We start from the raw sequence: 19,045 nt of genomic DNA on the forward strand, positions 1-19,045 counted from the left end.
AGGACAAGCTGTTCATCGGGCTGGCGCGCTCGGCGGCCGATGCAACGGAATATTTCCAGATCCCGACCGGACGCGTCGTCGAGATCGGGACGCAGGTGGCTATCTGAACAAATGGTCGTGCCCTTCGAAGGGCACGACCATTTGTCAGGCTTAGCTCACCAGAGCCGCCTTGTTTGCTTCAAGAAATTGCTTCAGCGGCCGCGGTCTCCTGCCAGACAGCGTCTCGATCGCGTCCGTCACCATGCTGATGCGGCCGGAGCGGGTATTGGTGTCGAAGGAAACGATGACCGGGGCGAAACCTTCGGGGACGCCGGCTGCCTTCAATCCCCCGGTCAGCGCTTCGTCCGAAAGCTGGACGACCTCGATTGGCTTGCCGGTAACTTCGGTGACGAGGGCCGCGATTTCAGCGACCGTATAGGCCTGCGGACCGGTCAGCGTGTATGTCGTGCTTTCGGTTGCCCCCGATGCGAGACCGGCGGCGATTGCCGCGGCCATATCGTCGCGCGCGCCATGGGCAATACGGCCGTCTCCGGCGGATGTGTACCACTGCCCCGAGGCGATGGCGTGCGGCAGCGCCATGAACAGGTTCTCCTGGTACCAGCCGTTGCGGAAGATGGTGTAGGGAATGCCGCTCGCCTTGATCGCCTGCTCGGTGCCGTGGTGATCGGGCGCAAACAGCACCGGCGATCCTGGCTCCGGATTGGGCATCGATGTGTAGAGCAGATGCGAAACGCCGGCGCTTTTTGCGGCGGCGACCGCGGTCTCATGTTGCTTCAGGCGCTTGCCCGGAAGGGCAAGCTCGTTTGTCGAAATGATCAGAACTCTGTCGGCGCCGGTAAATGCACTGGCCAACGATGCGGTGTCGTCGAAGTCGGCCGCCCTGATAGTGACGCCGCGCGCTGCCAGATCGGCCAGATTTTCGGGATTGCGGGTGGCGGCGATGATGCGCTGAGGGGAGATCTTGAGCGTGTCAAGCAGATGATTGATGACGCCGCGGCCAAGCTGGCCGGAGGCGCCGGTGACAAGAAGGGTGTCGGTCATGAAGGGTCCTGACGTTGCGCCGGAGCGGCGGGTGCATATGTTAGTCTCAAAAAGAGACCAGCACTAAAATAGGAATTGACCCATCCTCGTAAAGAAGGCAGTTTTGCGGGAGGTAGGCACACCCAGGGAACCAGCCATGGACGGCAAGATCGTTAATCTGAGATCGAAGCTCGAGATATACAAAGCAGGCAGCGGGGGCGGAAACCTTGCGGATTGCCCGGTTCGCGACGTGATCCAGGGGATCAGCAACAAATGGAGTTCGCTGCTGATGGAGGCCTTGGCCGAGAAGCCGTACCGCTTCGGCGAGTTGCGGCGCCTCGTGCCCGATATTTCACAGCGCATGCTCACCCAGACGTTGCACGATCTGCAGCGCGACGGCTATGTCCATCGCCAGGTCTTCCCGACCAAGCCGCCGAGCGTCGAATATAGCCTCACCGATCTCGGGCGCTCGATGTTTGGACCCTTGCATCAGCTGATCCAATGGGCCGAGCTCAATCACGGCGCTGTACGCGAGGCGCGGAAGGTTTTCGATGCTGCCGAAGGCTGAGCCTCCAGGCCGAGACGGCGCCTTGATTTAGCGACAGCGCTGAAGGATTGTCCGGCCTGGGTTGGGGCGGGCAGATGGGCAATTCTCTGGACATCGCGATTGCCGGCGCCGGGCCGGCTGGACTTGCCGCCGCGCTCTATCTCGAGCGCGCCGGACATAGGGTCACGATCTTCGAGCGCTTCGACCGGCCAAAACCGGTCGGGTCCGGGCTGATCCTGCAGCCGACCGGGCTGACGGTGCTTGCCGATCTCGGCCTGCTTGAAGACATTCTGGCGCTGGGCTGCCGCATAGACCGCCTGCATGGTGCAGATGCCAAGACCGGCCGCACAGTGCTCGACGTCCGCTACGATGCCCGGCGTGGCGGCCGTTTCGGGCTGGCGGTACATCGCGCGGCTCTGTTCGGCGTGCTTTTCCGCGCCGCCCGGCGCCAAGCGATCCACATTGAGACAGGCATCGAGCTTGAGACGCTGGAAGCCGGCGAACGGGCAACATTGATCTGCCGCAACGGACGACGGATGGGGTCGTTCGACCTGGTAGTGGATGCCAGCGGTTCACGCTCCAAACTGCGGTGGTGCGTGAACAATCCGGGCGAACCGCGATCGCTCGCCTATGGCGCGTTCTGGGCGTCGCTTGGCTGGCGCGGCGAGGGTTTCGACGAGCACGCGCTGCTGCAGCGCTACGACAGCGCAAGCGTGATGATCGGCGTGCTGCCAATCGGCCGGCCCGAGCCGGATGCCCAGAAGATGGCGGCATTCTTCTGGAGCCTCAAGCCGGCGGATGCCGAGTACGTCTGGGCGGCAGGTCTCGAGGCATGGAAGGCGAGATTGGTCGGGCTGTGGCCTGAATGCGCGGCCTTCATCGACCAGATCGACAGTTTCGAGCAGCTTTCGCTGGCGCGCTATGGCCATCACACGATGAAGACGCCAGCCGGACGGCGATTGGCTGTTATCGGCGATGCGGCCCATTCAACGAGCCCGCAGCTCGGCCAGGGCGCGAACATGGCGCTGCTCGATGCAGCCGCGCTCAACTACGCACTCATAGGAACGGACCGTGTCGATACTGCACTGGAGGCCTATGTCCGGACGCGGTGATGGCATGTGCGGGTCTTCCAGGCGCTGTCGCTGGTGCTGACGCCGTTTTATCAGTCGGATTCGATTGTGATGCCGTTCGTCCGCGACAGGCTGGTGGCGACGCTGGCAAAAGTCCCGCCGGCGCCGCAGTTTCTTGCTTCCATGGTTACAGGAACGGTGATCAATCCATTCAAGCCGATAGGGCTTGCGGAAGCGCTATGGCCGGATCGCCTTGGCGGGTGATTTCGGAAAGGTGCGAACCCTTAGCCTGCAAGAATGCATGGAGGCGTTGCGGATAATCGGGAGCGACCGCGCCCTTCACGGATGGGCGTTTGCGCAACGCCTCGCGCCACACCTGGACATGCGGCTTTCCGTCCAGGATGCCGAAATCGTCGATCCGGTCGAAGACGTCGAAATAGCGGAAAATCGGGCCGTAGACCGCGTCGACCAGTGAAAAGCGCTCGCCGTCGAAGCATGGCCCAGCCGCGCCATTCGCCCGTTCCACTTCCAGGCGATCGAACATTGCCGCTAGCGTCGCGCTTTCAGCGAGCAGCGCGGCTTCCGTAGGCGCTGAATAGAAGCGGGCGACGGCATTGAGGATTGCCGAGCCGAACTCGATCCAGCCGCGATGCCGGGCACGGACATAGGGGTCGGTGGGATGCAGTGGATTTGGCTGGGTTTCCTCGAGGAATTCGAGGATGACCGCCGATTCGAAGATCACCGTTTCCTGGCCGTCATGCTGAACGCGAAGCAGCGGCACCTTGCCGAGCGGTGATATCGCCTTGAACCAGGCAGGCTTGTTGGCGAGATCGACCGTGATGCGTTCGAACGGCACGCCCTTTTCGCGAAGTGAAATCGCCGCGCGCTGCACATAGGGACAAAGATGGTGGCTGACGAGGATGAGCTTACCGGTCATCTCACTCTCCCCAGACATAGTTCAAGGCGCCGTCCTCGACGCGGGTGGAGAGGAACATCAGGCGGGAGCCCTTCGGCGCCGGGCCTTCGAGGCGATCACCGTTCGCCATGTCGAACGAGGCGCCGTGCCACTGGCAGATGAGCTTGCCGTCCTTGCAGTCGAGCGGGCCACCGAAATGCAGGCAGACGTTGGCGGCAGCGCGGATACGCTCGCCGCTGCGGTAGACATGGACCTCGCGGCCGAAGAACGGAGCGATCAGGCTGCCTGTTTCCGGAACGTCGGCGATCCTGCAGATTTCATACTTCATCGGAATTTGCCTCTCACGATTGATGCGACTGCATCTATATAGATGCATTTGCATCGATCGTCAAGCTTGATGCAATTGCATCTATCCCCTATGATGCAATCATGACCGGGATTCCTACACCTCCAGCAATCAAAGCCTGGGCCCGCCTGATGCGGGTTTCGCGCCAGTTGTTGGAACGAGCCGAGGACGCGCTGAAGGACAGTGGCCTGCCGCCGCTTGCGTGGTACGACGTCCTGCATGAGCTTGCCGAGGCGGGCGAGGGCGGATTGCGGCCGTTCCAACTCACCGAGCGCACCCTGTTTGCGCAGTATAACATCTCCCGGCTGCTGGCGCGGCTGGAAGCCGACGGGCTGGTCGAGAAGCTTCCCGTTGCCGATGACGGCCGCGGGCAAACCGTCCGTGTCACCGACAAGGGGCGCGAGACGCGTCGCCGCATGTGGGCTGTCTACGGCCGCTCGATCGCGGAGTTGGTCGGCTCCCGGCTTTCCAATGATGAGCTCGATGCGCTGTCAGCTCTGCTTGGGCGCCTGCGAGTTCCGCCCGCCCTGGAGTGACACGCCTTCATGGCGAAGATGCGCCGATTTGCGAGGTCAGGCACTGCCCCAGAGGAATGCCAATGTCGCCAGAACGCCAAGCCCGACGCGGACCATATGCAGATTGCCCCATTTGACGATCAATGTCCGAGCTTCAGCATTGATGGTGTTCGCGTCCATCGCCTCCAGCAACCTATTTGCCGGCATCATCACCAGCAGCGTCCATGGCCAAGGCAGGATAATCAGCACGGCGCCGGCCAGATAAGCGAGATTGCTGGTCAGCCACCACGCGACGAGGCCTAGAATACAGGCGACGACGGCGATCGAGGCCTGCATGGCGGCGCCGCGCTTGTAGGAAGGCTGCCATTCCTGCAGCAATGCTTTGTCCTCGAGGCGAAGCCGCGCCGGCTGTTCGGCGACGCTGACGTAGATAGCCGCGCCTGCGAACACTGCGGTAACGGTCAAGGCAAGCAATCCGGCGAGCATGATCTGTGTCTCCCCTGATGCCCCGCATGGAGCAAGCTACAGAAATAAAGGCTTGCGCCGGGTCGGGCAATACGCCATAAAGCCGAACCGTAACGTACGGTACGCTATCGAGCTCCTATGTGAACTGCGGGTGAGTTCGCCTCCTGAGGAAAGACCGTGTTGCACGCTGTGACCGACATCGACGCCAGCGAGACGCTGACGGAGCGGCAGAAAGCCGTGCTCGACGCTGCCCTTCGCCTGCTGGTCGAAGAGGGCGATCAGTTGACCATGACCGCCGTGGCGCGGCGGGCGAGCTGCTCTAAGGAGACGCTCTACAAATGGTTCGGCGATCGCGACGGGCTGTTGACGGCAACGGTGCAATGGCAGGCGTCCAAGGTGCGGGTAGTGCCGGTTGATCGCAAGGGGCTCGACCTTGCTTCGCTGACGGCGAGCCTCGAACGCTTCGCTTCGGACTGGCTCAAGGTAATTTCGAGCGACACCTCGATCGCGCTGAACCGGGTGGCGGTCGGCCAGGCTAGTTCGGGGAAAGACGATCTCGGCGCCATCGTGCTGGAGAACGGCCGCTTCGCACTGGCCAGGCGCCTTAAGCCGGTGCTCGAGGCAGGCAAGGAAGCTGGTTTCCTCGAGTTTTCCGATGCTGAGACGGCGTTCCGCACCTTTTTCGGGCTGGTCGCCCGTGACGTGCAGATCCGCCTGCTGCTTGGCGACCGGCTGGAATTGACTGATGCGGCGATCGGCGGCGATGCCGTCCGAGCGACGCAGCAGTTTCTCGCTCTTTACAGGGCAAAAACCGGGCCGCGAGGCCTCTGAATTCAAAACGGGAAGGAAGAAAAATGCGTGTCTATTACGATCGCGATGCCGATCTCAACCTGATCAAGGGCAAGAAGGTCGCCATCATCGGCTATGGCAGCCAGGGCAGGGCGCATGCGCTCAACCTCAAGGATTCCGGCGTCAAGGACATCGCCATCGGCCTCAAGGCCGGCTCGGCGACCGCCAAGAAGGTCGAGGCCGACGGGCTCAAGGTGATGAGCGTGGCCGATGCCGCCAAGTGGGCCGACCTGATGATGATGGCCACGCCCGACGAGCTGCAGGCCGACATCTACAAATCCGAGATCGCGCCGAACATCCGCGATGGCGCAGCGATCGCCTTTGCCCACGGCCTCAACGTTCATTTTGGCCTGATCGAGCCTAAAGCCTCGGTCGACGTCGTGATGATCGCGCCGAAGGGGCCCGGCCATACGGTGCGCGGCGAATACCAGAAGGGCGGCGGCGTGCCGTGCCTGGTCGCGGTCAACCAGGATGCTTCGGGCAATGCGCTCGACCTGGCGCTCTCCTACGCCTGCGGCGTTGGCGGCGGCCGTTCGGGCATTATCGAGACCAATTTCCGCGAGGAGTGCGAGACCGACCTGTTCGGCGAGCAGGTTGTGCTGTGCGGCGGTCTGGTCGAATTGATCCGCGCCGGCTTCGAGACACTGGTGGAAGCCGGCTACGCGCCGGAAATGGCCTATTTCGAGTGCCTGCACGAGGTCAAATTGATCGTCGACCTGATCTACGAAGGCGGCATCGCCAACATGAACTACTCGATCTCGAACACCGCCGAATGGGGCGAATACGTCTCGGGCCCGCGCATCATCACCGCCGAGACCAAGGCCGAGATGAAGCGCGTTCTGAAGGATATCCAGACCGGCAAGTTCACCTCGGAATGGATGCAGGAATACCGCGCCGGCATGTCGCGCTTCAAGGGCATCCGCCGCAACAATGACAGCCACCAGATCGAGGAAGTCGGCGCCAAGCTGCGCGCGATGATGCCGTGGATTTCCAAGAACAAGCTGGTCGACAAGGCCAAGAACTGAAGGAAATCCACATTCGTTTCGTTGCGCGTCCTCAGGCTTCGCCCTGCGGGCGCGCGGGGGATTTCCAAGAACGAGCTGGTCGACAAGGCCAAGAACTATCGCAATTTCATTGCCGATCAAGAAAGGCCGGCGGAGCGATCCGCCGGCCTTTTTCGCATAAAGATTGTGTGGTTCCCACGCTTGTGGACAGGCGCATTATCCTCATCACCGTGGTATGCCTGTGCGGGGCATGGCACAGAAGTGCCAAAGGGGGCTGAGACTTGGAACTCAAATTTCTGTTGGTCGGGTTTGCCTGCGCGGTTGCCGGCATGCTCTCCCTCGTCACGTTCCTGAAGTGGTGGGAGGTGAGGGCGGTCAGCCGCTGGTCTCCGACGCCGGGAAAGATCGTCTCGTCGCGTGTCGAGGCTCGCGAGGTGACCAGTTCGGGATCCGGTTCGGACAGCAGAGGGTCGACCGAGATGCGCAACTTCCCGGCGATCACCTTCGAATACAAGGTGAACGGCAAGAAGTTTCGCAGTTCGCACTACAGCGTGCAGGAGAACCTTGGAAACTTTGCCGTGACGGAAACCCTTGCGAAATTTCCAAACGGGGCTGGCGTAACCGTCTTCTACAACCCGGCCGATCCAGCCGAGGCCGTGATCGAACGCACCATGCCCGAAGGTTCCTTCAAATTCATGGTCCAGCTTTCGGCTGGGCTGGTGGTTGGCGCGCTGGTATTGGTCTTCTCCGTCGGCGGCGCCCTGGAAGCGATCCGGCCGTTTTTGCCCAAGCCGCAGAACCTCGGCGCCGCGGCCCTGCTGCTGTTCATGGGATTGTTTGTCCTGCGCATGGGCTTCGCCCAGAAGTCACTAGCGGAACAGGCGGCGAAATGGCCCATCACGGCAGGACGCATCGACGCCTCGGGCCTGCAGAAATTTGAGACCCGCGACAGGTCCGGAGGCGGCTATCGGCCCTGGCGAACAGTCTTCAAATCCCGCATCGTCTACAGCTATAGCGTCGCCGGCCAGCGCTACGCCGCCGATCGCATCGCTTTCGGCGCAAACGTGACGGCTTCGCTGCCGAGCCTCGTCAGCGGTCAATCACGGCGCTACCTCGAGGGCGACAAGGTCAAGGTCCACTACGATCCCGCCAATCCGGCTGCCGCGGTTCTCGAATGCAGGGTGAGTGGGCTTTGGCTTCTGTGGGTCTGCGCAGTTGGCTTCATAGGTGGAGCCGCGCTGCTTGTGGGGGTGATCTAAGGCTGAAGCTGCCGTCCTCGACGCTGTAGATCCAGAGGAAGGGCACTTGTCTTCAGCACCTGACAAGAACTCCGCTGTCGAAGCCAGGCCATGTCAATCTCACCGTCGCCCCGTCGACCACAATATGGATGACACGGGAGAACGGCTCTTCCGCCGACGGGTCGGATCCGTAGCATTGGCTGGCCCGCGCCACCCAACCCGTGGGTGTCTTGAGAAACATTGCGTGTTCACAGCCGAGAGCAGGGACCGACAGCGCGTCGCGGTACAATGTGTAGACAGTCTGGCGTTGAACATCCGCAACGGCGGTGCAGTTCGATCTGTCCCGGGACCATGTGCCGACATAGGGTTCCGTGGCAAAGGCGCTGCCGCACGAAAATCCTAGGATCGAAATGAGCATCAGGAGATTTCGCATCATCGATTCTTTCTTTCGACCATGACATCGGGCCATGCTAAAGCATCGATGCTTAGACTTCACAATGATGCTGCTCCAGGGACTTAAATGATCATCCGCAAAGCAGCAGCTATTTTTCTGAGCATGCTGAGCCTGTCGCAAGCAGCGAACGCAACAGAATGTTCGCTAACGACGATCGCGAGGTGGGTCTTGAGGACGGCACCGGACTGTGCAGAGTGTGGGACGGGCAGGTCTATGCGTTCAATGCAGGCGGTGCCGAGCAGCTGAGTTCCCGCGAAGCCTCGCCGGCACCGGCAGGGTTGCTGTTGCCTGACTTCGGCGCGATTTTTATCGAATGGCCCGATTTCGCCAAAGCCAATCCCGACGGCGTGGCTTGGGATGCCTTTACGTTGACGGGTTGCAGCGATGAATAACAAGAGTCTGCCGGCCTGTATCTGCACCCTGTCGGTCCTTGTGGCCATGGCCACGGGGGCTGGTGCCGACCAAAGCAAGCCGTCGCGTCCACCTATCGATAAATGCAGCTGGGAACGCTTGGCGGACAGGGATGTCGGGCTGGCTGCCTGGGTACAGCGCTGCGATTTCGGTTTTCGCCGGATTCATTTCGAGCTTGGCGGCAATGCTCTTGCCATCAAATACAGCGATGGCGGTTCGGCCGATCCCGTCGTCGAAGTCTTCGATATGCTGCCGGGCGAGGCCGCCGATGCTGCGTTGCAGCGCATTTTTACGCAGAAGACCGAGAAAGCCATCAGCACACGTTGCGTGCTCACGCCTTACACCGACGCGGCGACGCCCGCGCGCATCCTCCGGTATGTTTTCAGTCCCGATGCCGCCTATCGTGAGGAATTGAAGACCGTCGCCAACCCTGACGAGGTCGGCGAACCGCCTTGCGGCGAATGGGGCGAAGCCCCGGACGGCATTCAGTATTTCGAGGTGCAATCACCCGAACTGCGAAAGCTTCTATTCGTTCGCGTCGGCCAGGATGAGCCGCTGTTTGACGAGCAGACACTGCAAGTCCTGCCACCCGGATAGCGCCGGTAGATATCAGCCGTAGTGCCAACTGGGCTTTGGTTCGGTGCCGGTGAACATCACGCCGATGCGGTCCTCGCGGCGCCAGCGGACCACGGCCTTGTAGGCGATGCCGTCGGTCGGAACATAGAGCAGGAACTCATCGGGCACGCGCGCGTCGATCGAGACCTTCAATTCGGCGCCGCCGGCATGCATGTTGCGCAGCGTGCATGTGACCTCGGAATTGGTCATGCCGGTCAGGATCGTTGCGCCCTTCAAGACGCGCTGCCGGCGTTTGTCCCTCTGTTCGTCCTCGGCCATCGCACGCAATCCAGCCATTTTTCGCGTCTCGGGCGTTCTGATCGGGAGGATTATTAGACCTGCCTGATAAAAATAGCGTTATCAGCAGTCGGGACTGGGAGATGTTCGCGGTTCCTGGCTGGAAGAAAAAGGCGCCGCGAAGCACGGCGCCGAACGATGCTTGTTGTCGGCCTGCTTACCTATAGGGCGAGTAGCATTGCTGGCGCGGCCCGTAATAGGGCTGGAAGGTATTGTCCCAGGCGCGGTACGACCGGTAGCGATTGTAACACCATTGGACATGTGCACTGGAAAGCCGCCCTGCGCGATAATAGCGGCGCGGTGGCGGCGCGTCGTAGTAGTTGTAGCTGTTGTACAGGCTGCCAAGGCCGAGCCCCAGGCCCAAGCCAAGAATCGCGGCACCCGCACCATCATCATAGTAGCCGCCGCGGTAATGGCGGCGATGGTGGCGCCAGCGCCAGCTGTCGTCCCAGCCGCCATTATCCCAGTGTCTCGAAAAATGACGGCCGCGGAAATTGTGGGACCGCCATCTCCAATCGTCGCCGCCGTGCCATTGCCGAAAGCCGCGATTGCGCCAACGCCAGATCTGCCTGTCATTGCCGCCTGCCCAATCTTCACGAATTTGCACGATGTCGGCAGCATTGCCCGCCACCGGCAGCAGAGGTTTGGGTATTGGCCCGGCAAGCGAGGGGGACGAGAGGCCGGTGATCAGACCGAGGGCCATCAGCCCGGATCTGACAGAAGATAAAAAGAGCGGTTTCATCGCACTCTCCGAAGATTCAGGCCCCACGCCCAGAATACCCCGGGGAAGGGCCTATTGATGGAACTTTCCATCTGAACGGAAGATGAACAAAAAGGTTCCGTCAGCCATAGCGAGCGCGCGATCAAGCAGAGCCGCCTGATTTCTGCGCCCTTGTTTTCGGGCGCGCTTGCGGGCAAAGGTCAAAGCCATGTCGCTGCGCCTTGCCACTTTCAACGTCGAAAACCTGATGAACAGGTTTGATTATTCCGGATACCGCAATCAGCTCAACGAAGATCGCACGCTGGCGCTTTTCGACATTCAGAGCGAGGCCGAATACAAGATGCTCGAGCAGGCGCGGGCCATCGCGCAGTCCGACGACACGCGGCAGTTGACGGCGCTGGCGATCGCGGCCACCCGCGCCGACATCATCTGCATGCAGGAGGTCGACAATATCGAGGCGCTGAGGGCCTTCGAATATGGCTATCTGTTCAAGATGGTGGGGCAAGGCTACCGGCAGAAATACACCACCGCCGGCAATGATTCGCGCGGCATCGACGTCGCCGTGATGATGCGCAACGAGACCGCGCAGGGCCAGCCGATCGAATTCGTGCGCATGACCAGCTACGCCTATGTCACGTTCGAGCAATTCGGGCTGCACACGGCGGAATTGGCAGCACTTGGACATCAGGCCAATGAGCGCATCTTCCGGCGCGACTGCCTGGAAATCGATCTGACCGTGGCTGGCGCGCCGTTGACGCTCTATCTCGTGCATTTCAAGTCGATGGGCTCGCCCCGTAACGGCCTCGACGGCCGCGAGGCGACAATGCCGCTGCGCATCGCCGAGGCGCAGGCGGTGCGCCGGATCATCGAGGAGCGCTTCGGCAAGGACCATGCCGCCGACAAGCGCTGGGCAATCTGCGGCGACATGAACGACTACCGGCAGCGCGTGAAGATCACTGGCGATGTTTTCGACGGCTATCGCTTCGAGGTGATCGACGAGACCCGGTCCTGCATCGACGTGCTCACTGCCGGCGGTTTTTGCGAAAACGCGGTCGAGCGGCGGCCGGAAATGGACCGCTGGACTTTCTATCACACGCGCGGACCGGAAGAGCGGCATCTCTGCCAACTCGACTACATCCTTTTGTCGAGGGCGCTAGCCAGGCAGAACGCCACCGCCGTTCCCGATATCATCCGTAACGGGCAGCCTTGGCGCACCATATTTCCGGCAGGCCAGGAGGTCGAGCGCTTCCCACGCGCCGGGTGGGACCGGCCGAAGGCATCCGACCATTGCCCGGTAGCAATTGCCCTCGACATGGCGTGAGACAGGCGTGAGTTTCGACCTGCCGCGCAATATCATCCTGCCGGTCGATGCCATCGACGTCAGGCTCGATCCTGGCCTGCATCCGTTCGAGCGCGATAATGCCGAGGCGATCGCGGCGAACTGGCGGCGTGAGACCGCATCGAAGCCGGCGCTTTTCGACGGCACCGTGGTGCTGCTTTCCGCACTCAGCTACCGCGACAATCGCCTCGTCGGCCGCTGCCATGCGGTGCGGTATTCGACCTTCATGCTTTGGCGCAGCAATAGACAGGTGCCTGGCGCCGAACATGCCTACGCGCACGCCATGCTGGTCGCTGGCGACAATGCGCTGGTGGCGATCCGCATGGCGCCGCATACGGTCAATGCCGGCCGCATCTACTTCGCCGCCGGTTCGTTCGAGCCCACCGATTTCCGCGACGGCCTTGTCGACGTCGACTTCAACATGATCCGCGAGGTACGGGAGGAAACCGGCCTCGACCTATCAGGCGCGACACGCGGCAGGCGCCACTACGCCCTGTCGACGGCAAGCGGCACGGTGATCTTTCGCCGCTACCGCGAGACGGCCTCCGCCGACGACCTGGCACAGCGGATCCGCGCTTTCGTCGCGGCCGAGTCAGAGCCTGAAATCGAAGGTCCTGTGATCATCCGCAATGCAGCCGACCTGCCGGACGGATTGATGCCGCATATGAGACCGCTGATCGAATGGCACTTCGCGCAAGGATTCCGACTCTAACGTCGCGACCTGCCTTCAATAGCCTTGCGGTCGCTGCGGGCAGCGACAAAATACAGCAGCACGCCGAGACCCAGGAGTGCCCCCATCGCCGTTCCCATCGTCTGCCCAATTACTTGCTGGAAGTCAGCTGTGACGCGATCGGGATTATCCATTCCATAACGGATCAAATTCCACCAAAGCCCTGCCAATGCGGCTTCGACGATCACCATCGCCAGAGCCAGTCGCCCTCTCTTGCTCATCCATTGTTCCCCCTTAGTCCCCAACAGCATTGTTATCATTGCAGATTGTGCTGCGACAAGGGCAGGTTGCTTATAAAATTGGCAGCGTCGCGAGGCGACATTTGCTGCAACGCTCTATTCATGCCTCAGCGCGTCGATGGGGTTGAGCCGTGCGCCGCGCAGCGCCGGGAAGAAGCCGAACACCATGCCGATCAGCGCGGAAAAGCCGACCGCAAGCAGGATGACCGCCGGGCTTGGCACAAACGGGATCGTCAGCGTCAGCGAGGCGAGGCCGGCCAATGCCAGGCCGATCAGGATGCCGATGATGCCGCCAAGCAGCGACAGCACCGTCGCCTCGACCAGGAACTGGATGAGGATGTGCTTTTCGTGGGCGCCGATGGCGAGCCTGATGCCGATCTCGCGCGTGCGCTCGGTTACCGACACCAGCATGATATTCATAATGCCGATGCCGCCGACGAGCAGGCTGACGCCGGCGACGGCGCCGAGCATGCCAGTCATGGTGGTGGTGGCGCTGGCCATGGCATCGGCGATCTGGGTCATGTCGCGGATCGAGAAATCATCGTCTCGGTCGGGCGTGATGCGGCGTGTGTCGCGCAAGATGTCCTCGACGCGCTGCTGCAGCACCGTGGTTGGCGTACGGTCGTCGGCGGCGACATAGATCGATTCGATGTCGCGATTGCCGGCAATGCGACGCTGATAGGCGGCGAGCGGCATCAGCACGACATTGTCCTGGTCCTGGCCGAAGCCGGTATAGCCCTTCGGTTCGAGCAAGCCGATGATCTTGCAGGAGGTGCGGTTGACGCGGATGATCTCGCCTTCGGGGTCACCGGCGCCGAAGAACTGCTGGCGCACCGTCTCGCCGATGAGGCAGACGCCGGTCCCCGAGCGGGTTTCCGAATCGCTGAACGGGCGGCCCGAAACCAGCTTCCAGTCGCGAGCCTCGAGATAGGCGCTGTCGGTGCCGGTAACGCCCGAGGTCAGGCTTTCGGTGCCGAAAATGACGCGCACCTGCTTTTGCGACGCCGGTGAGATGGCGCGCGCGCCGTCCAGGTGCGCGACAAGCGCTGCAAGATCTCTGTCGCTCAGCGGTCGGACGACCTGATCGAGCCCTCCAGGTCCGCCAGGCCCCGCCGGACGGCCGGAACGAATGACGAGCAGGTTGCTACCAAGCTTGGAAATATCGGACTTGACCTTCTCGGTGGTGCCCGAGCCGATGGTCAGCATGGCGATGACGGCGGCAACGCCGATGACGATGCCGAGCAGCGTCAAGAACGAGCGCAGCACGTTGCGGCGGATGGAGCGGAGCGAGAGGCGGACGGTTTCCCAGATCATGGCTAGGCCATCTCGAGATTGGCGGTATCCGAGGCGACATGGCCATCGAGGAAACGGATCGTGCGCTGGGCATAGCCGGCAACATCGGCTTCGTGCGTGACCATGGCGATGGTCAGGCCGAGCTCGCTGTTCAGCTGCGTCAGGAGCTCCATGATCTCGTGCGTGCGGGCGGTGTCGAGATTGCCGGTCGGCTCGTCGGCAACGAGCAGCGTCGGCCTGGTGACGATGGCGCGGGCGATCGCCACGCGCTGCTGCTGGCCGCCGGACAGCTCGGCTGGCGTATGATGCTCGCGGCCGACAAGGCCGACCTCGGCAAGTGCCTGCATGGCAAGGCCGCGGCGCTCGCGGGCACCTACGCCGCGGTAGATCAGCGGCAGTTCGACATTCTCCGCCGCCGTAGTGCGCGGCAAGAGATTATAGCCCTGGAAGACGAAGCCCACATAGAGATTGCGCAGCTGAGCACGGCGGTTGCGGTCGAGACGGCCGGCGTCGATGCCTTCGAAGCTGTAAGTCCCAGCGGTCGGCGTGTCGAGGCAGCCAATAATGTTCATGGCCGTCGATTTGCCGGAACCGGATGGGCCCATGATGGCGACGAATTCGCCGCGTCTGATTGCGAGGTCGACGCCGGCCAGCGCATGCACCCGGGCTTCGCCCTGGCCATAGCTTTTCCAGACCTTGTCGAAGCCTATGAGCGTGGTCGCGACCGATGCCACGATCAACTCCGCTGCTGCGAGGCGGTAATGACTTGTGCGCCTTCCTCCAGGCCGGAGACGATCTCGGTCAGTTCGCCGTCTGTCGAGCCGACCCTGACGTTGACCGGATGCGGCCGCCCATTCTCCAGCACGTAGAGCGTGCGCGAGCCGTCGGTGGGCTTCGTCGCCGCCGGGTGCTGGCGGTTGCCGCCGGGACGTCCCATGCGGCCGGTGAACAGGTCGGTGAGGCTCCAGCCGCGCTCCGCCGTCTGGGCCGGCCGGTAGCGGAAGGCGATCGACGGCACGGTGAGCACGTTCCTGGCCTGCTTGGTGACGACCGAGACGGTGGCTGTCATGCCGGGCCGCAACAGAAGTTCGCTGTTGTCGACATCCAGCCTTGCATCGTAAGTGACGACGCCGTCGGTGGTGACCGAGGCATAGGAGATGTCGCGGATTTCGGCGTCGAACGGCCGTTCCGGAAAGGCATCGACGGTGAAGCGCGCATGCTGGCCGGGTTTGACGGCGCCGATATCGGCCTCGTCGACCGCCGCCTTCAACTCCATGTTCTTCAGATCGGCGGCGATGACGAACAGGACTGGCGCCTGCAGCGAAGAGGCGACCGTCTGGCCGGGATCGACCGAGCGCGTCAGTATGATGCCGTCGATCGGAGCGTAGATGGTGCTCTTGGCAAGATCCGTCTGCTGCGCCTTGAGATCGGCACTGGCCATGGCGAGGTTGGCTTTGGCAATATCGAGCGCCGCCTTCGAGCGGTCGCGCGTGGCGGTTGCCGCTTCGAGCGACTGGTCCGTCGCCATGCCGCGCTTGGTCAGTTGTGCCGCGCGCACCAGCGCCTTTTCGTTTTCGGCCAGGGTCACAGTGGCGTCCTCGACGCTCGCCGCCGCTGCCTTGGCGGAGGCCTGGGCGCGCTCGATCTGCACCTCCAGCTTTGCGGTGTCGAGCGCAGCCAGCACATCGCCCTTCTTCAGCAACTGGTTCTCGTTGACCGAAACCGAGCGGACGACGCCCGAGAGTTCGCTGGAAATATCGACCTGAGTGAGGGGCTGCAGCGTGCCGGTAGCCGAAACCGCGACGGTAAGGTCGGCCGTGGCGGCCAGTGTTGTGGTATACTCGATCTTGGCGGGCGCGCCCGCATACCAGGGGTAGCCGACGACACCCACGGCCACTGCGAGTAGCGCAAGCAGCGCGTAAAACCAACCGCGACGGCGTTTTGTCTTCAGGCCCTGGTGGTCGAGCCCGAGCGCCGTCTCGATGGCGGAAGCGGATTCCGTCTTTGGCAGATTGACAATCTGGTCCACGCCGGACCCCTATGTTCAATGATTTCCCATCAGTGCACAAATCAGGCCTTATGGTTCAAAATTCAAATTAAATTTCGCCCATGTTGGGAATGAGGCAGAGGACTTACTGAGATGCAGCCGCGGAATTACTTACTTTACGACGTATTCACCACCAACCGGCTGGCGGGCAATCCGCTGGCCGTGGTGCTCGACTGTAACGGGCTGGACCTTGCTGCGATGCAGGCGGTGGCGCGCGAGTTCAACCTGTCCGAAACCGTCTTCGTGCTGCCGCCTGATAATCCCAAGCATCGGGCCCGCATCCGTATCTTCACACCCGACTATGAAATGCCGTTCGCCGGCCACCCGACCGTCGGCTCGGCGATAGCGCTCGCCGAAATGGCGGGAGAGGCCGCCGGCATCTTCGTGCTCGAGGAGAATATCGGCCCGGTGCGCTGCGCTGTCAGCAAACACGATGGTTCGACCTTTGCCGAGTTCGACCTGGCGAAACTGCCGGCCCAGCTGGAATTGTCGGCCGATCCCGAGGCGATCGGCGCGGCCCTTGGCCTTGGGCCGCACGAGATCGGCTTCGAGAACCACCGCGTTTCATTCTGGTCGGCTGGAGTGCCTTACGTGACCATCCCCGTCGCCAATCTGGAGGCGGCTGCCCGGATCAAGCTCGACAACCAGGCGTGGTCGGAACTGGCGCCGCGCAAGAGCGAATGGGCCTTCGCCAGCCCCTATGTCTATTGCCGCGAGACGGTGCACCATGACAGTGCCTTCCATGTCCGCATGATGGTGCCCGGCAATCCGTCCCACGAAGACCCGGCGACCGGCTCGGCGGCGGCCGCGTTCGCCGGCGCGATCATGCATTTCGACGGCCCGACCGACGGCATTTCACAACTGTGGATCGAGCAGGGGCTGGAGATGGGCCGGCCTTCGCGCATTCGCCTCGAACTGAATGTCGACGGTGGCAAACTGGCCGCCGCCCGCATCGGTGGCCATGCGGTGAAGGTGGCTGAAGGCAGGCTTTTTGTTTGACGACCTCGGCACTTCGGCGATTTGTCGGGAAATGAATCCCACGGGGCTGGACATGGCGGATGTCGGCGGCTATATGCCCGCCAACGCCGGTTTTACCGGCCGAGTGGGTGCGTAGCTCAGTTGGTAGAGCAGCTGACTCTTAATCAGCGGGTCCACAGTTCAATCCTGTGCGCACCCACCACTCCCAAAGCCAAGCAGCATAAGGCTTTGCGGAGATTTGGTGGTCCTCCCTTTCAAGGCCCGTTTTGCAACTAGTAATGGTTTAGTAAGGGCCGCTGCGCGTTAACTAGGTTCTCGATTCGAGCTTTCAAAGCCGGCGCGTCCGAGATACACAAAAGGTGCACAGGGCTTCGAAAGCCCACGGTCCTCGGCTTACGTCCCGCGCCGACCACCGGAGCAACGCAACGGACAATCTCAATGGAGATACCGTTGTCATGACTATTCTCAAAATACGCGAAGATACTGCCCGCCGTCGCCTCGCGCGGCTGGGCTTCCGCCTCAACAAGACGCCAAGCCGATCATGGCTTCGGGCCGAGTATGGTCCCGGCTATATTATCCTCGACGGCAACACCGTCGTATCAGGATGCAGCGGCCACGAGTATTCCGACACGCTGGAAAGGGTGGAGGAGTTCATAGAGGACCGAGCTCGTTAAGCCATACCGTCCCCACACGTTGGGGGCGGCTTTTATGCCTTGGGTGAATAGACGAACCTCTGGTTGACACGGTGCGCCACCCGCACGTAGATATCGTGGGCGCCGGTTGGCACGGTATCGAAACCACTCATCTCCGGCCCTCGCGCACCTTCAGGAGCAGGGATAAATTCCATTCCGTGCTCGTAACCTTCATCAAGGCGAAGCTCTTTGTTCAATTCCGCCAAATATTGGCTTTTGTTCAACGGCTGTTTTGTCATGTACCCTCTCTCCAGTGCGATCACCTATCAGCAGGTAAGACCTGGCCCAGCGTTTTGCAATTGGTGCGGCCAAAGCCGCCGCCTGTAGCCGTAGAGCCATGCGCTTCGCCCCAAGTGTGTGGGCGGCGCGTGAGCAACGTAGGAGGGGGAAGGCAATGCTTGATCGCGTTCTGCTGGATGACGAACATTTCCGTGTCTCAATGGGATTGCTGGGGGCCGTCACAGTGCTGGTGAAGCACCGGAGTCTTTCCCGCAAGGCACCATCGGAATACGCCACTCACCTAAAGCAAACGATTGACGAGCTTCAAAGGCGAGGGGTTCCGATTCGACCCGACTCACCGATACTGAGGGAACTCCTGAGCGACTTTGCCGAAGCACTGTTTGCCCCTCACGGGGGTGGCTACTGGTCCACAGCATTCGGAAAGCTTCCGGCTGATCGGGCCGCGGAGCTGATCGAAGAGAACACCTAAAGTCAGATGACAACTGCCAGTCGCTCTACCAACTAGGAATGTTGTCCTAGTCTGTTTTTCGTCCATCAACGGACGATCAGACAGGAGAACATCACATGCCCAAGAGCAAAGACGTAACAGCCGACAAGCCGCAGACCAAGAAATCCCGCGTGCAGGAAATGCTAAATGCCGGCGCCGTTAGCGTCGCAGAAATTGCCGACGCACTTTCGATCAGCCGGCAGGCCGCCTATTCGCTGATCGGAGACGTGAAGCGCAACGGCGTTGAAATTGCCGGTGTCATGAAAGACGGCGCGATGCGCTACAGCGTTACTGCGCCAAAGCGCGCCAAGGCCAAAGCAGCCGCCTTTGGCAAGGGAGCGACCGTCAGCGCTGCCCCATCGGAGGGGAAGGAATGACGATTCACCAACTGATTGAAGCGCTGACCGCCATTCGCGACGTGAACGGCGGCGACATTGAAGTCCGCATGGGAAGTAAGTGGCGGTCGCATTCCGTGGCTGAGGCCCAGGTTGTCTTTCAGGAAGCCAACGCCTTCGAACCCTATGTGCTGATC

Annotated in this window: 26 protein-coding genes, 1 tRNA gene and 1 pseudogene; 16 read left to right on the forward strand and 12 right to left on the reverse strand. The window is 61.7% G+C overall.

The window, feature by feature from the left end:
* Positions 1-107, forward strand: a 107-nt coding sequence (locus tag NKJ84_RS33340; protein WP_502904053.1) for a KUP/HAK/KT family potassium transporter, incomplete at its 5' end; no start/stop codon positions are given.
* Positions 108-150: 43 nt separating this feature from the next.
* On the opposite strand, the gene NKJ84_RS30820 is transcribed toward NKJ84_RS33340, so the two are convergent.
* Positions 151-1,041, reverse strand: coding sequence for an SDR family oxidoreductase (locus NKJ84_RS30820; RefSeq protein WP_352509621.1), 891 nt, complete (start codon positions 1,039-1,041; stop codon positions 151-153).
* A gap of 136 nt (positions 1,042-1,177) precedes the next feature.
* On the opposite strand from NKJ84_RS30820, the gene NKJ84_RS30825 reads away from it, so the two are divergent.
* Together NKJ84_RS30825 and NKJ84_RS30830 are read left to right on the forward strand one after the other, a co-directional pair.
* Positions 1,178-1,588, forward strand: coding sequence for a winged helix-turn-helix transcriptional regulator (locus NKJ84_RS30825; RefSeq protein WP_352466906.1), 411 nt, complete (start codon positions 1,178-1,180; stop codon positions 1,586-1,588).
* Between the two features lie 74 nt (positions 1,589-1,662).
* Positions 1,663-2,901, forward strand: a pseudogene (locus tag NKJ84_RS30830) (FAD-dependent oxidoreductase).
* On the opposite strand, the gene NKJ84_RS30835 reads toward NKJ84_RS30830, so the two are convergent.
* Positions 2,849-3,574: a glutathione S-transferase family protein gene (locus tag NKJ84_RS30835; RefSeq protein ID WP_352509623.1), complete on the reverse strand. Its 726-nt coding sequence runs from the start codon at positions 3,572-3,574 to the stop codon at positions 2,849-2,851. The pseudogene NKJ84_RS30830 and the gene NKJ84_RS30835 sit on opposite strands and share 53 nt — an antisense overlap.
* A gap of 1 nt (position 3,575) precedes the next feature.
* Positions 3,576-3,881, reverse strand: coding sequence for a Rieske (2Fe-2S) protein (locus tag NKJ84_RS30840; protein WP_352509625.1), 306 nt, complete (start codon positions 3,879-3,881; stop codon positions 3,576-3,578).
* 101 nt (positions 3,882-3,982) lie between these two features.
* On the opposite strand from NKJ84_RS30840, the gene NKJ84_RS30845 reads away from it, so the two are divergent.
* Complete coding sequence (locus tag NKJ84_RS30845; protein ID WP_352509627.1) at positions 3,983-4,435, forward strand: MarR family winged helix-turn-helix transcriptional regulator; 453 nt, start codon at positions 3,983-3,985, stop codon at positions 4,433-4,435.
* A 36-nt stretch (positions 4,436-4,471) separates the two neighbouring features.
* On the opposite strand, the gene NKJ84_RS30850 is transcribed toward NKJ84_RS30845, so the two are convergent.
* On the reverse strand, positions 4,472-4,900 hold the full coding sequence (locus NKJ84_RS30850) for an anthrone oxygenase family protein (protein WP_352509629.1): 429 nt from the start codon (positions 4,898-4,900) through the stop codon (positions 4,472-4,474).
* 156 nt (positions 4,901-5,056) lie between these two features.
* Here NKJ84_RS30850 and NKJ84_RS30855 point away from each other — a divergent pair, with 156 nt between their 5' ends.
* The 5 genes from NKJ84_RS30855 to NKJ84_RS30875 all read left to right on the forward strand — a co-directional run bounded on the left by NKJ84_RS30855 (position 5,057) and on the right by NKJ84_RS30875 (position 9,432).
* A complete protein-coding gene (locus NKJ84_RS30855; RefSeq protein ID WP_352509631.1) occupies positions 5,057-5,710 on the forward strand; it encodes a TetR/AcrR family transcriptional regulator in 654 nt (217 codons plus the stop codon).
* Between the two features lie 23 nt (positions 5,711-5,733).
* Positions 5,734-6,753 (forward strand): ketol-acid reductoisomerase, encoded by a 1,020-nt coding sequence (ilvC, locus tag NKJ84_RS30860; protein ID WP_023676662.1) that lies wholly within the window; start codon positions 5,734-5,736, stop codon positions 6,751-6,753.
* Positions 6,754-7,013: 260 nt separating this feature from the next.
* A complete protein-coding gene (locus NKJ84_RS30865; RefSeq protein ID WP_352509633.1) occupies positions 7,014-7,991 on the forward strand; it encodes a DUF3592 domain-containing protein in 978 nt (325 codons plus the stop codon).
* A gap of 570 nt (positions 7,992-8,561) precedes the next feature.
* A complete protein-coding gene (locus NKJ84_RS30870) occupies positions 8,562-8,816 on the forward strand; it encodes a hypothetical protein (RefSeq protein WP_352509635.1) in 255 nt (84 codons plus the stop codon).
* A gap of 118 nt (positions 8,817-8,934) precedes the next feature.
* The gene (locus NKJ84_RS30875) at positions 8,935-9,432 is read left to right on the forward strand and encodes a hypothetical protein (protein WP_352509637.1); all 498 of its coding nucleotides are present in this window, start codon (positions 8,935-8,937) and stop codon (positions 9,430-9,432) included.
* 12 nt (positions 9,433-9,444) lie between these two features.
* On the opposite strand, the gene NKJ84_RS30880 is transcribed toward NKJ84_RS30875, so the two are convergent.
* The 3 genes from NKJ84_RS30880 to NKJ84_RS30890 all read right to left on the reverse strand — a co-directional run bounded on the left by NKJ84_RS30880 (position 9,445) and on the right by NKJ84_RS30890 (position 10,678).
* Positions 9,445-9,729: a PilZ domain-containing protein gene (locus NKJ84_RS30880; RefSeq protein WP_352509657.1), complete on the reverse strand. Its 285-nt coding sequence runs from the start codon at positions 9,727-9,729 to the stop codon at positions 9,445-9,447.
* Between the two features lie 175 nt (positions 9,730-9,904).
* On the reverse strand, positions 9,905-10,489 hold the full coding sequence (locus NKJ84_RS30885) for a BA14K family protein (RefSeq protein ID WP_352509639.1): 585 nt from the start codon (positions 10,487-10,489) through the stop codon (positions 9,905-9,907).
* Positions 10,490-10,540: 51 nt separating this feature from the next.
* Entirely contained in the window at positions 10,541-10,678 is a 138-nt protein-coding gene (locus NKJ84_RS30890) for a hypothetical protein (RefSeq protein ID WP_254820699.1), read from the reverse strand.
* Here NKJ84_RS30890 and NKJ84_RS30895 point away from each other — a divergent pair.
* On the forward strand, positions 10,677-11,789 hold the full coding sequence (locus NKJ84_RS30895) for an endonuclease/exonuclease/phosphatase family protein (RefSeq protein ID WP_352509641.1): 1,113 nt from the start codon (positions 10,677-10,679) through the stop codon (positions 11,787-11,789). The genes NKJ84_RS30890 and NKJ84_RS30895 overlap by 2 nt on opposite strands.
* 7 nt (positions 11,790-11,796) lie before the next feature.
* Complete coding sequence (locus tag NKJ84_RS30900; protein WP_352509643.1) at positions 11,797-12,519, forward strand: hypothetical protein; 723 nt, start codon at positions 11,797-11,799, stop codon at positions 12,517-12,519.
* Here NKJ84_RS30900 and NKJ84_RS30905 read toward each other — a convergent pair.
* The 4 genes from NKJ84_RS30905 to NKJ84_RS30920 all read right to left on the reverse strand — a co-directional run bounded on the left by NKJ84_RS30905 (position 12,516) and on the right by NKJ84_RS30920 (position 16,098).
* Entirely contained in the window at positions 12,516-12,758 is a 243-nt protein-coding gene (locus NKJ84_RS30905; protein WP_352477528.1) for a hypothetical protein, read from the reverse strand. The two genes, NKJ84_RS30900 and NKJ84_RS30905, sit on opposite strands and share 4 nt — an antisense overlap.
* A 114-nt stretch (positions 12,759-12,872) precedes the next feature.
* Positions 12,873-14,090 (reverse strand): ABC transporter permease, encoded by a 1,218-nt coding sequence (locus NKJ84_RS30910; RefSeq protein WP_352509645.1) that lies wholly within the window; start codon positions 14,088-14,090, stop codon positions 12,873-12,875.
* A gap of 2 nt (positions 14,091-14,092) precedes the next feature.
* On the reverse strand, positions 14,093-14,803 hold the full coding sequence (locus tag NKJ84_RS30915) for an ABC transporter ATP-binding protein (protein WP_352509647.1): 711 nt from the start codon (positions 14,801-14,803) through the stop codon (positions 14,093-14,095).
* A 2-nt stretch (positions 14,804-14,805) separates the two neighbouring features.
* Positions 14,806-16,098, reverse strand: a complete 1,293-nt coding sequence (locus tag NKJ84_RS30920; RefSeq protein WP_352509649.1) for an efflux RND transporter periplasmic adaptor subunit — start codon at positions 16,096-16,098, stop codon at positions 14,806-14,808.
* 111 nt (positions 16,099-16,209) lie between these two features.
* Here NKJ84_RS30920 and NKJ84_RS30925 point away from each other — a divergent pair, with 111 nt between their 5' ends.
* From NKJ84_RS30925 to NKJ84_RS30935, 3 genes are all read left to right on the forward strand, one after another.
* A complete protein-coding gene (locus NKJ84_RS30925; RefSeq protein ID WP_352509650.1) occupies positions 16,210-17,115 on the forward strand; it encodes a PhzF family phenazine biosynthesis protein in 906 nt (301 codons plus the stop codon).
* A 105-nt stretch (positions 17,116-17,220) separates the two neighbouring features.
* Positions 17,221-17,296: transfer RNA gene (locus tag NKJ84_RS30930), tRNA-Lys, on the forward strand.
* Between the two features lie 253 nt (positions 17,297-17,549).
* Entirely contained in the window at positions 17,550-17,768 is a 219-nt protein-coding gene (locus NKJ84_RS30935; RefSeq protein WP_352509651.1) for a hypothetical protein, read from the forward strand.
* Between the two features lie 32 nt (positions 17,769-17,800).
* Here NKJ84_RS30935 and NKJ84_RS30940 read toward each other — a convergent pair whose 3' ends face one another.
* Positions 17,801-18,025: a hypothetical protein gene (locus tag NKJ84_RS30940; protein ID WP_352509653.1), complete on the reverse strand. Its 225-nt coding sequence runs from the start codon at positions 18,023-18,025 to the stop codon at positions 17,801-17,803.
* Positions 18,026-18,180: 155 nt separating this feature from the next.
* On the opposite strand from NKJ84_RS30940, the gene NKJ84_RS30945 reads away from it, so the two are divergent.
* Positions 18,181-18,495, forward strand: coding sequence for a hypothetical protein (locus tag NKJ84_RS30945; RefSeq protein ID WP_352509654.1), 315 nt, complete (start codon positions 18,181-18,183; stop codon positions 18,493-18,495).
* A gap of 95 nt (positions 18,496-18,590) precedes the next feature.
* Positions 18,591-18,890, forward strand: a complete 300-nt coding sequence (locus NKJ84_RS30950) for a helix-turn-helix domain-containing protein (protein ID WP_352509655.1) — start codon at positions 18,591-18,593, stop codon at positions 18,888-18,890.
* The last annotated feature ends 155 nt before the right edge of the window (positions 18,891-19,045 follow it).

Origin of the sequence: Mesorhizobium sp. M0048 (genome assembly GCF_040323405.1) — a bacterium.
In the GTDB taxonomy this organism is placed as follows: domain Bacteria; phylum Pseudomonadota; class Alphaproteobacteria; order Rhizobiales; family Rhizobiaceae; genus Mesorhizobium.

What these genes read in the sequence shown, in the direction of transcription:
- NKJ84_RS30950 (WP_352509655.1), top strand. Translation starts at nt 18,591, where the DNA reads ATGCCCAAGAGCAAAGACGTAACAGCCGACAAGCCGCAGACCAAGAAA.
- NKJ84_RS30945 (WP_352509654.1), top strand. Translation starts at nt 18,181, where the DNA reads ATGCTTGATCGCGTTCTGCTGGATGACGAACATTTCCGTGTCTCAATG.
- NKJ84_RS30885 (WP_352509639.1), bottom strand. Translation starts at nt 10,489, where the DNA reads ATGAAACCGCTCTTTTTATCTTCTGTCAGATCCGGGCTGATGGCCCTC.
- NKJ84_RS30850 (WP_352509629.1), bottom strand. Translation starts at nt 4,900, where the DNA reads ATGCTCGCCGGATTGCTTGCCTTGACCGTTACCGCAGTGTTCGCAGGC.
- NKJ84_RS30835 (WP_352509623.1), bottom strand. Translation starts at nt 3,574, where the DNA reads ATGACCGGTAAGCTCATCCTCGTCAGCCACCATCTTTGTCCCTATGTG.
- NKJ84_RS30820 (WP_352509621.1), bottom strand. Translation starts at nt 1,041, where the DNA reads ATGACCGACACCCTTCTTGTCACCGGCGCCTCCGGCCAGCTTGGCCGC.
- ilvC (WP_023676662.1), top strand. Translation starts at nt 5,734, where the DNA reads ATGCGTGTCTATTACGATCGCGATGCCGATCTCAACCTGATCAAGGGC.
- NKJ84_RS30935 (WP_352509651.1), top strand. Translation starts at nt 17,550, where the DNA reads ATGACTATTCTCAAAATACGCGAAGATACTGCCCGCCGTCGCCTCGCG.
- NKJ84_RS30890 (WP_254820699.1), bottom strand. Translation starts at nt 10,678, where the DNA reads ATGGCTTTGACCTTTGCCCGCAAGCGCGCCCGAAAACAAGGGCGCAGA.
- NKJ84_RS30825 (WP_352466906.1), top strand. Translation starts at nt 1,178, where the DNA reads ATGGACGGCAAGATCGTTAATCTGAGATCGAAGCTCGAGATATACAAA.
- NKJ84_RS30905 (WP_352477528.1), bottom strand. Translation starts at nt 12,758, where the DNA reads ATGAGCAAGAGAGGGCGACTGGCTCTGGCGATGGTGATCGTCGAAGCC.
- NKJ84_RS30895 (WP_352509641.1), top strand. Translation starts at nt 10,677, where the DNA reads ATGTCGCTGCGCCTTGCCACTTTCAACGTCGAAAACCTGATGAACAGG.
- NKJ84_RS30940 (WP_352509653.1), bottom strand. Translation starts at nt 18,025, where the DNA reads ATGACAAAACAGCCGTTGAACAAAAGCCAATATTTGGCGGAATTGAAC.
- NKJ84_RS30845 (WP_352509627.1), top strand. Translation starts at nt 3,983, where the DNA reads ATGACCGGGATTCCTACACCTCCAGCAATCAAAGCCTGGGCCCGCCTG.
- NKJ84_RS30870 (WP_352509635.1), top strand. Translation starts at nt 8,562, where the DNA reads ATGTTCGCTAACGACGATCGCGAGGTGGGTCTTGAGGACGGCACCGGA.
- NKJ84_RS30910 (WP_352509645.1), bottom strand. Translation starts at nt 14,090, where the DNA reads ATGATCTGGGAAACCGTCCGCCTCTCGCTCCGCTCCATCCGCCGCAAC.
- NKJ84_RS30925 (WP_352509650.1), top strand. Translation starts at nt 16,210, where the DNA reads ATGCAGCCGCGGAATTACTTACTTTACGACGTATTCACCACCAACCGG.
- NKJ84_RS30880 (WP_352509657.1), bottom strand. Translation starts at nt 9,729, where the DNA reads ATGGCCGAGGACGAACAGAGGGACAAACGCCGGCAGCGCGTCTTGAAG.
- NKJ84_RS30840 (WP_352509625.1), bottom strand. Translation starts at nt 3,881, where the DNA reads ATGAAGTATGAAATCTGCAGGATCGCCGACGTTCCGGAAACAGGCAGC.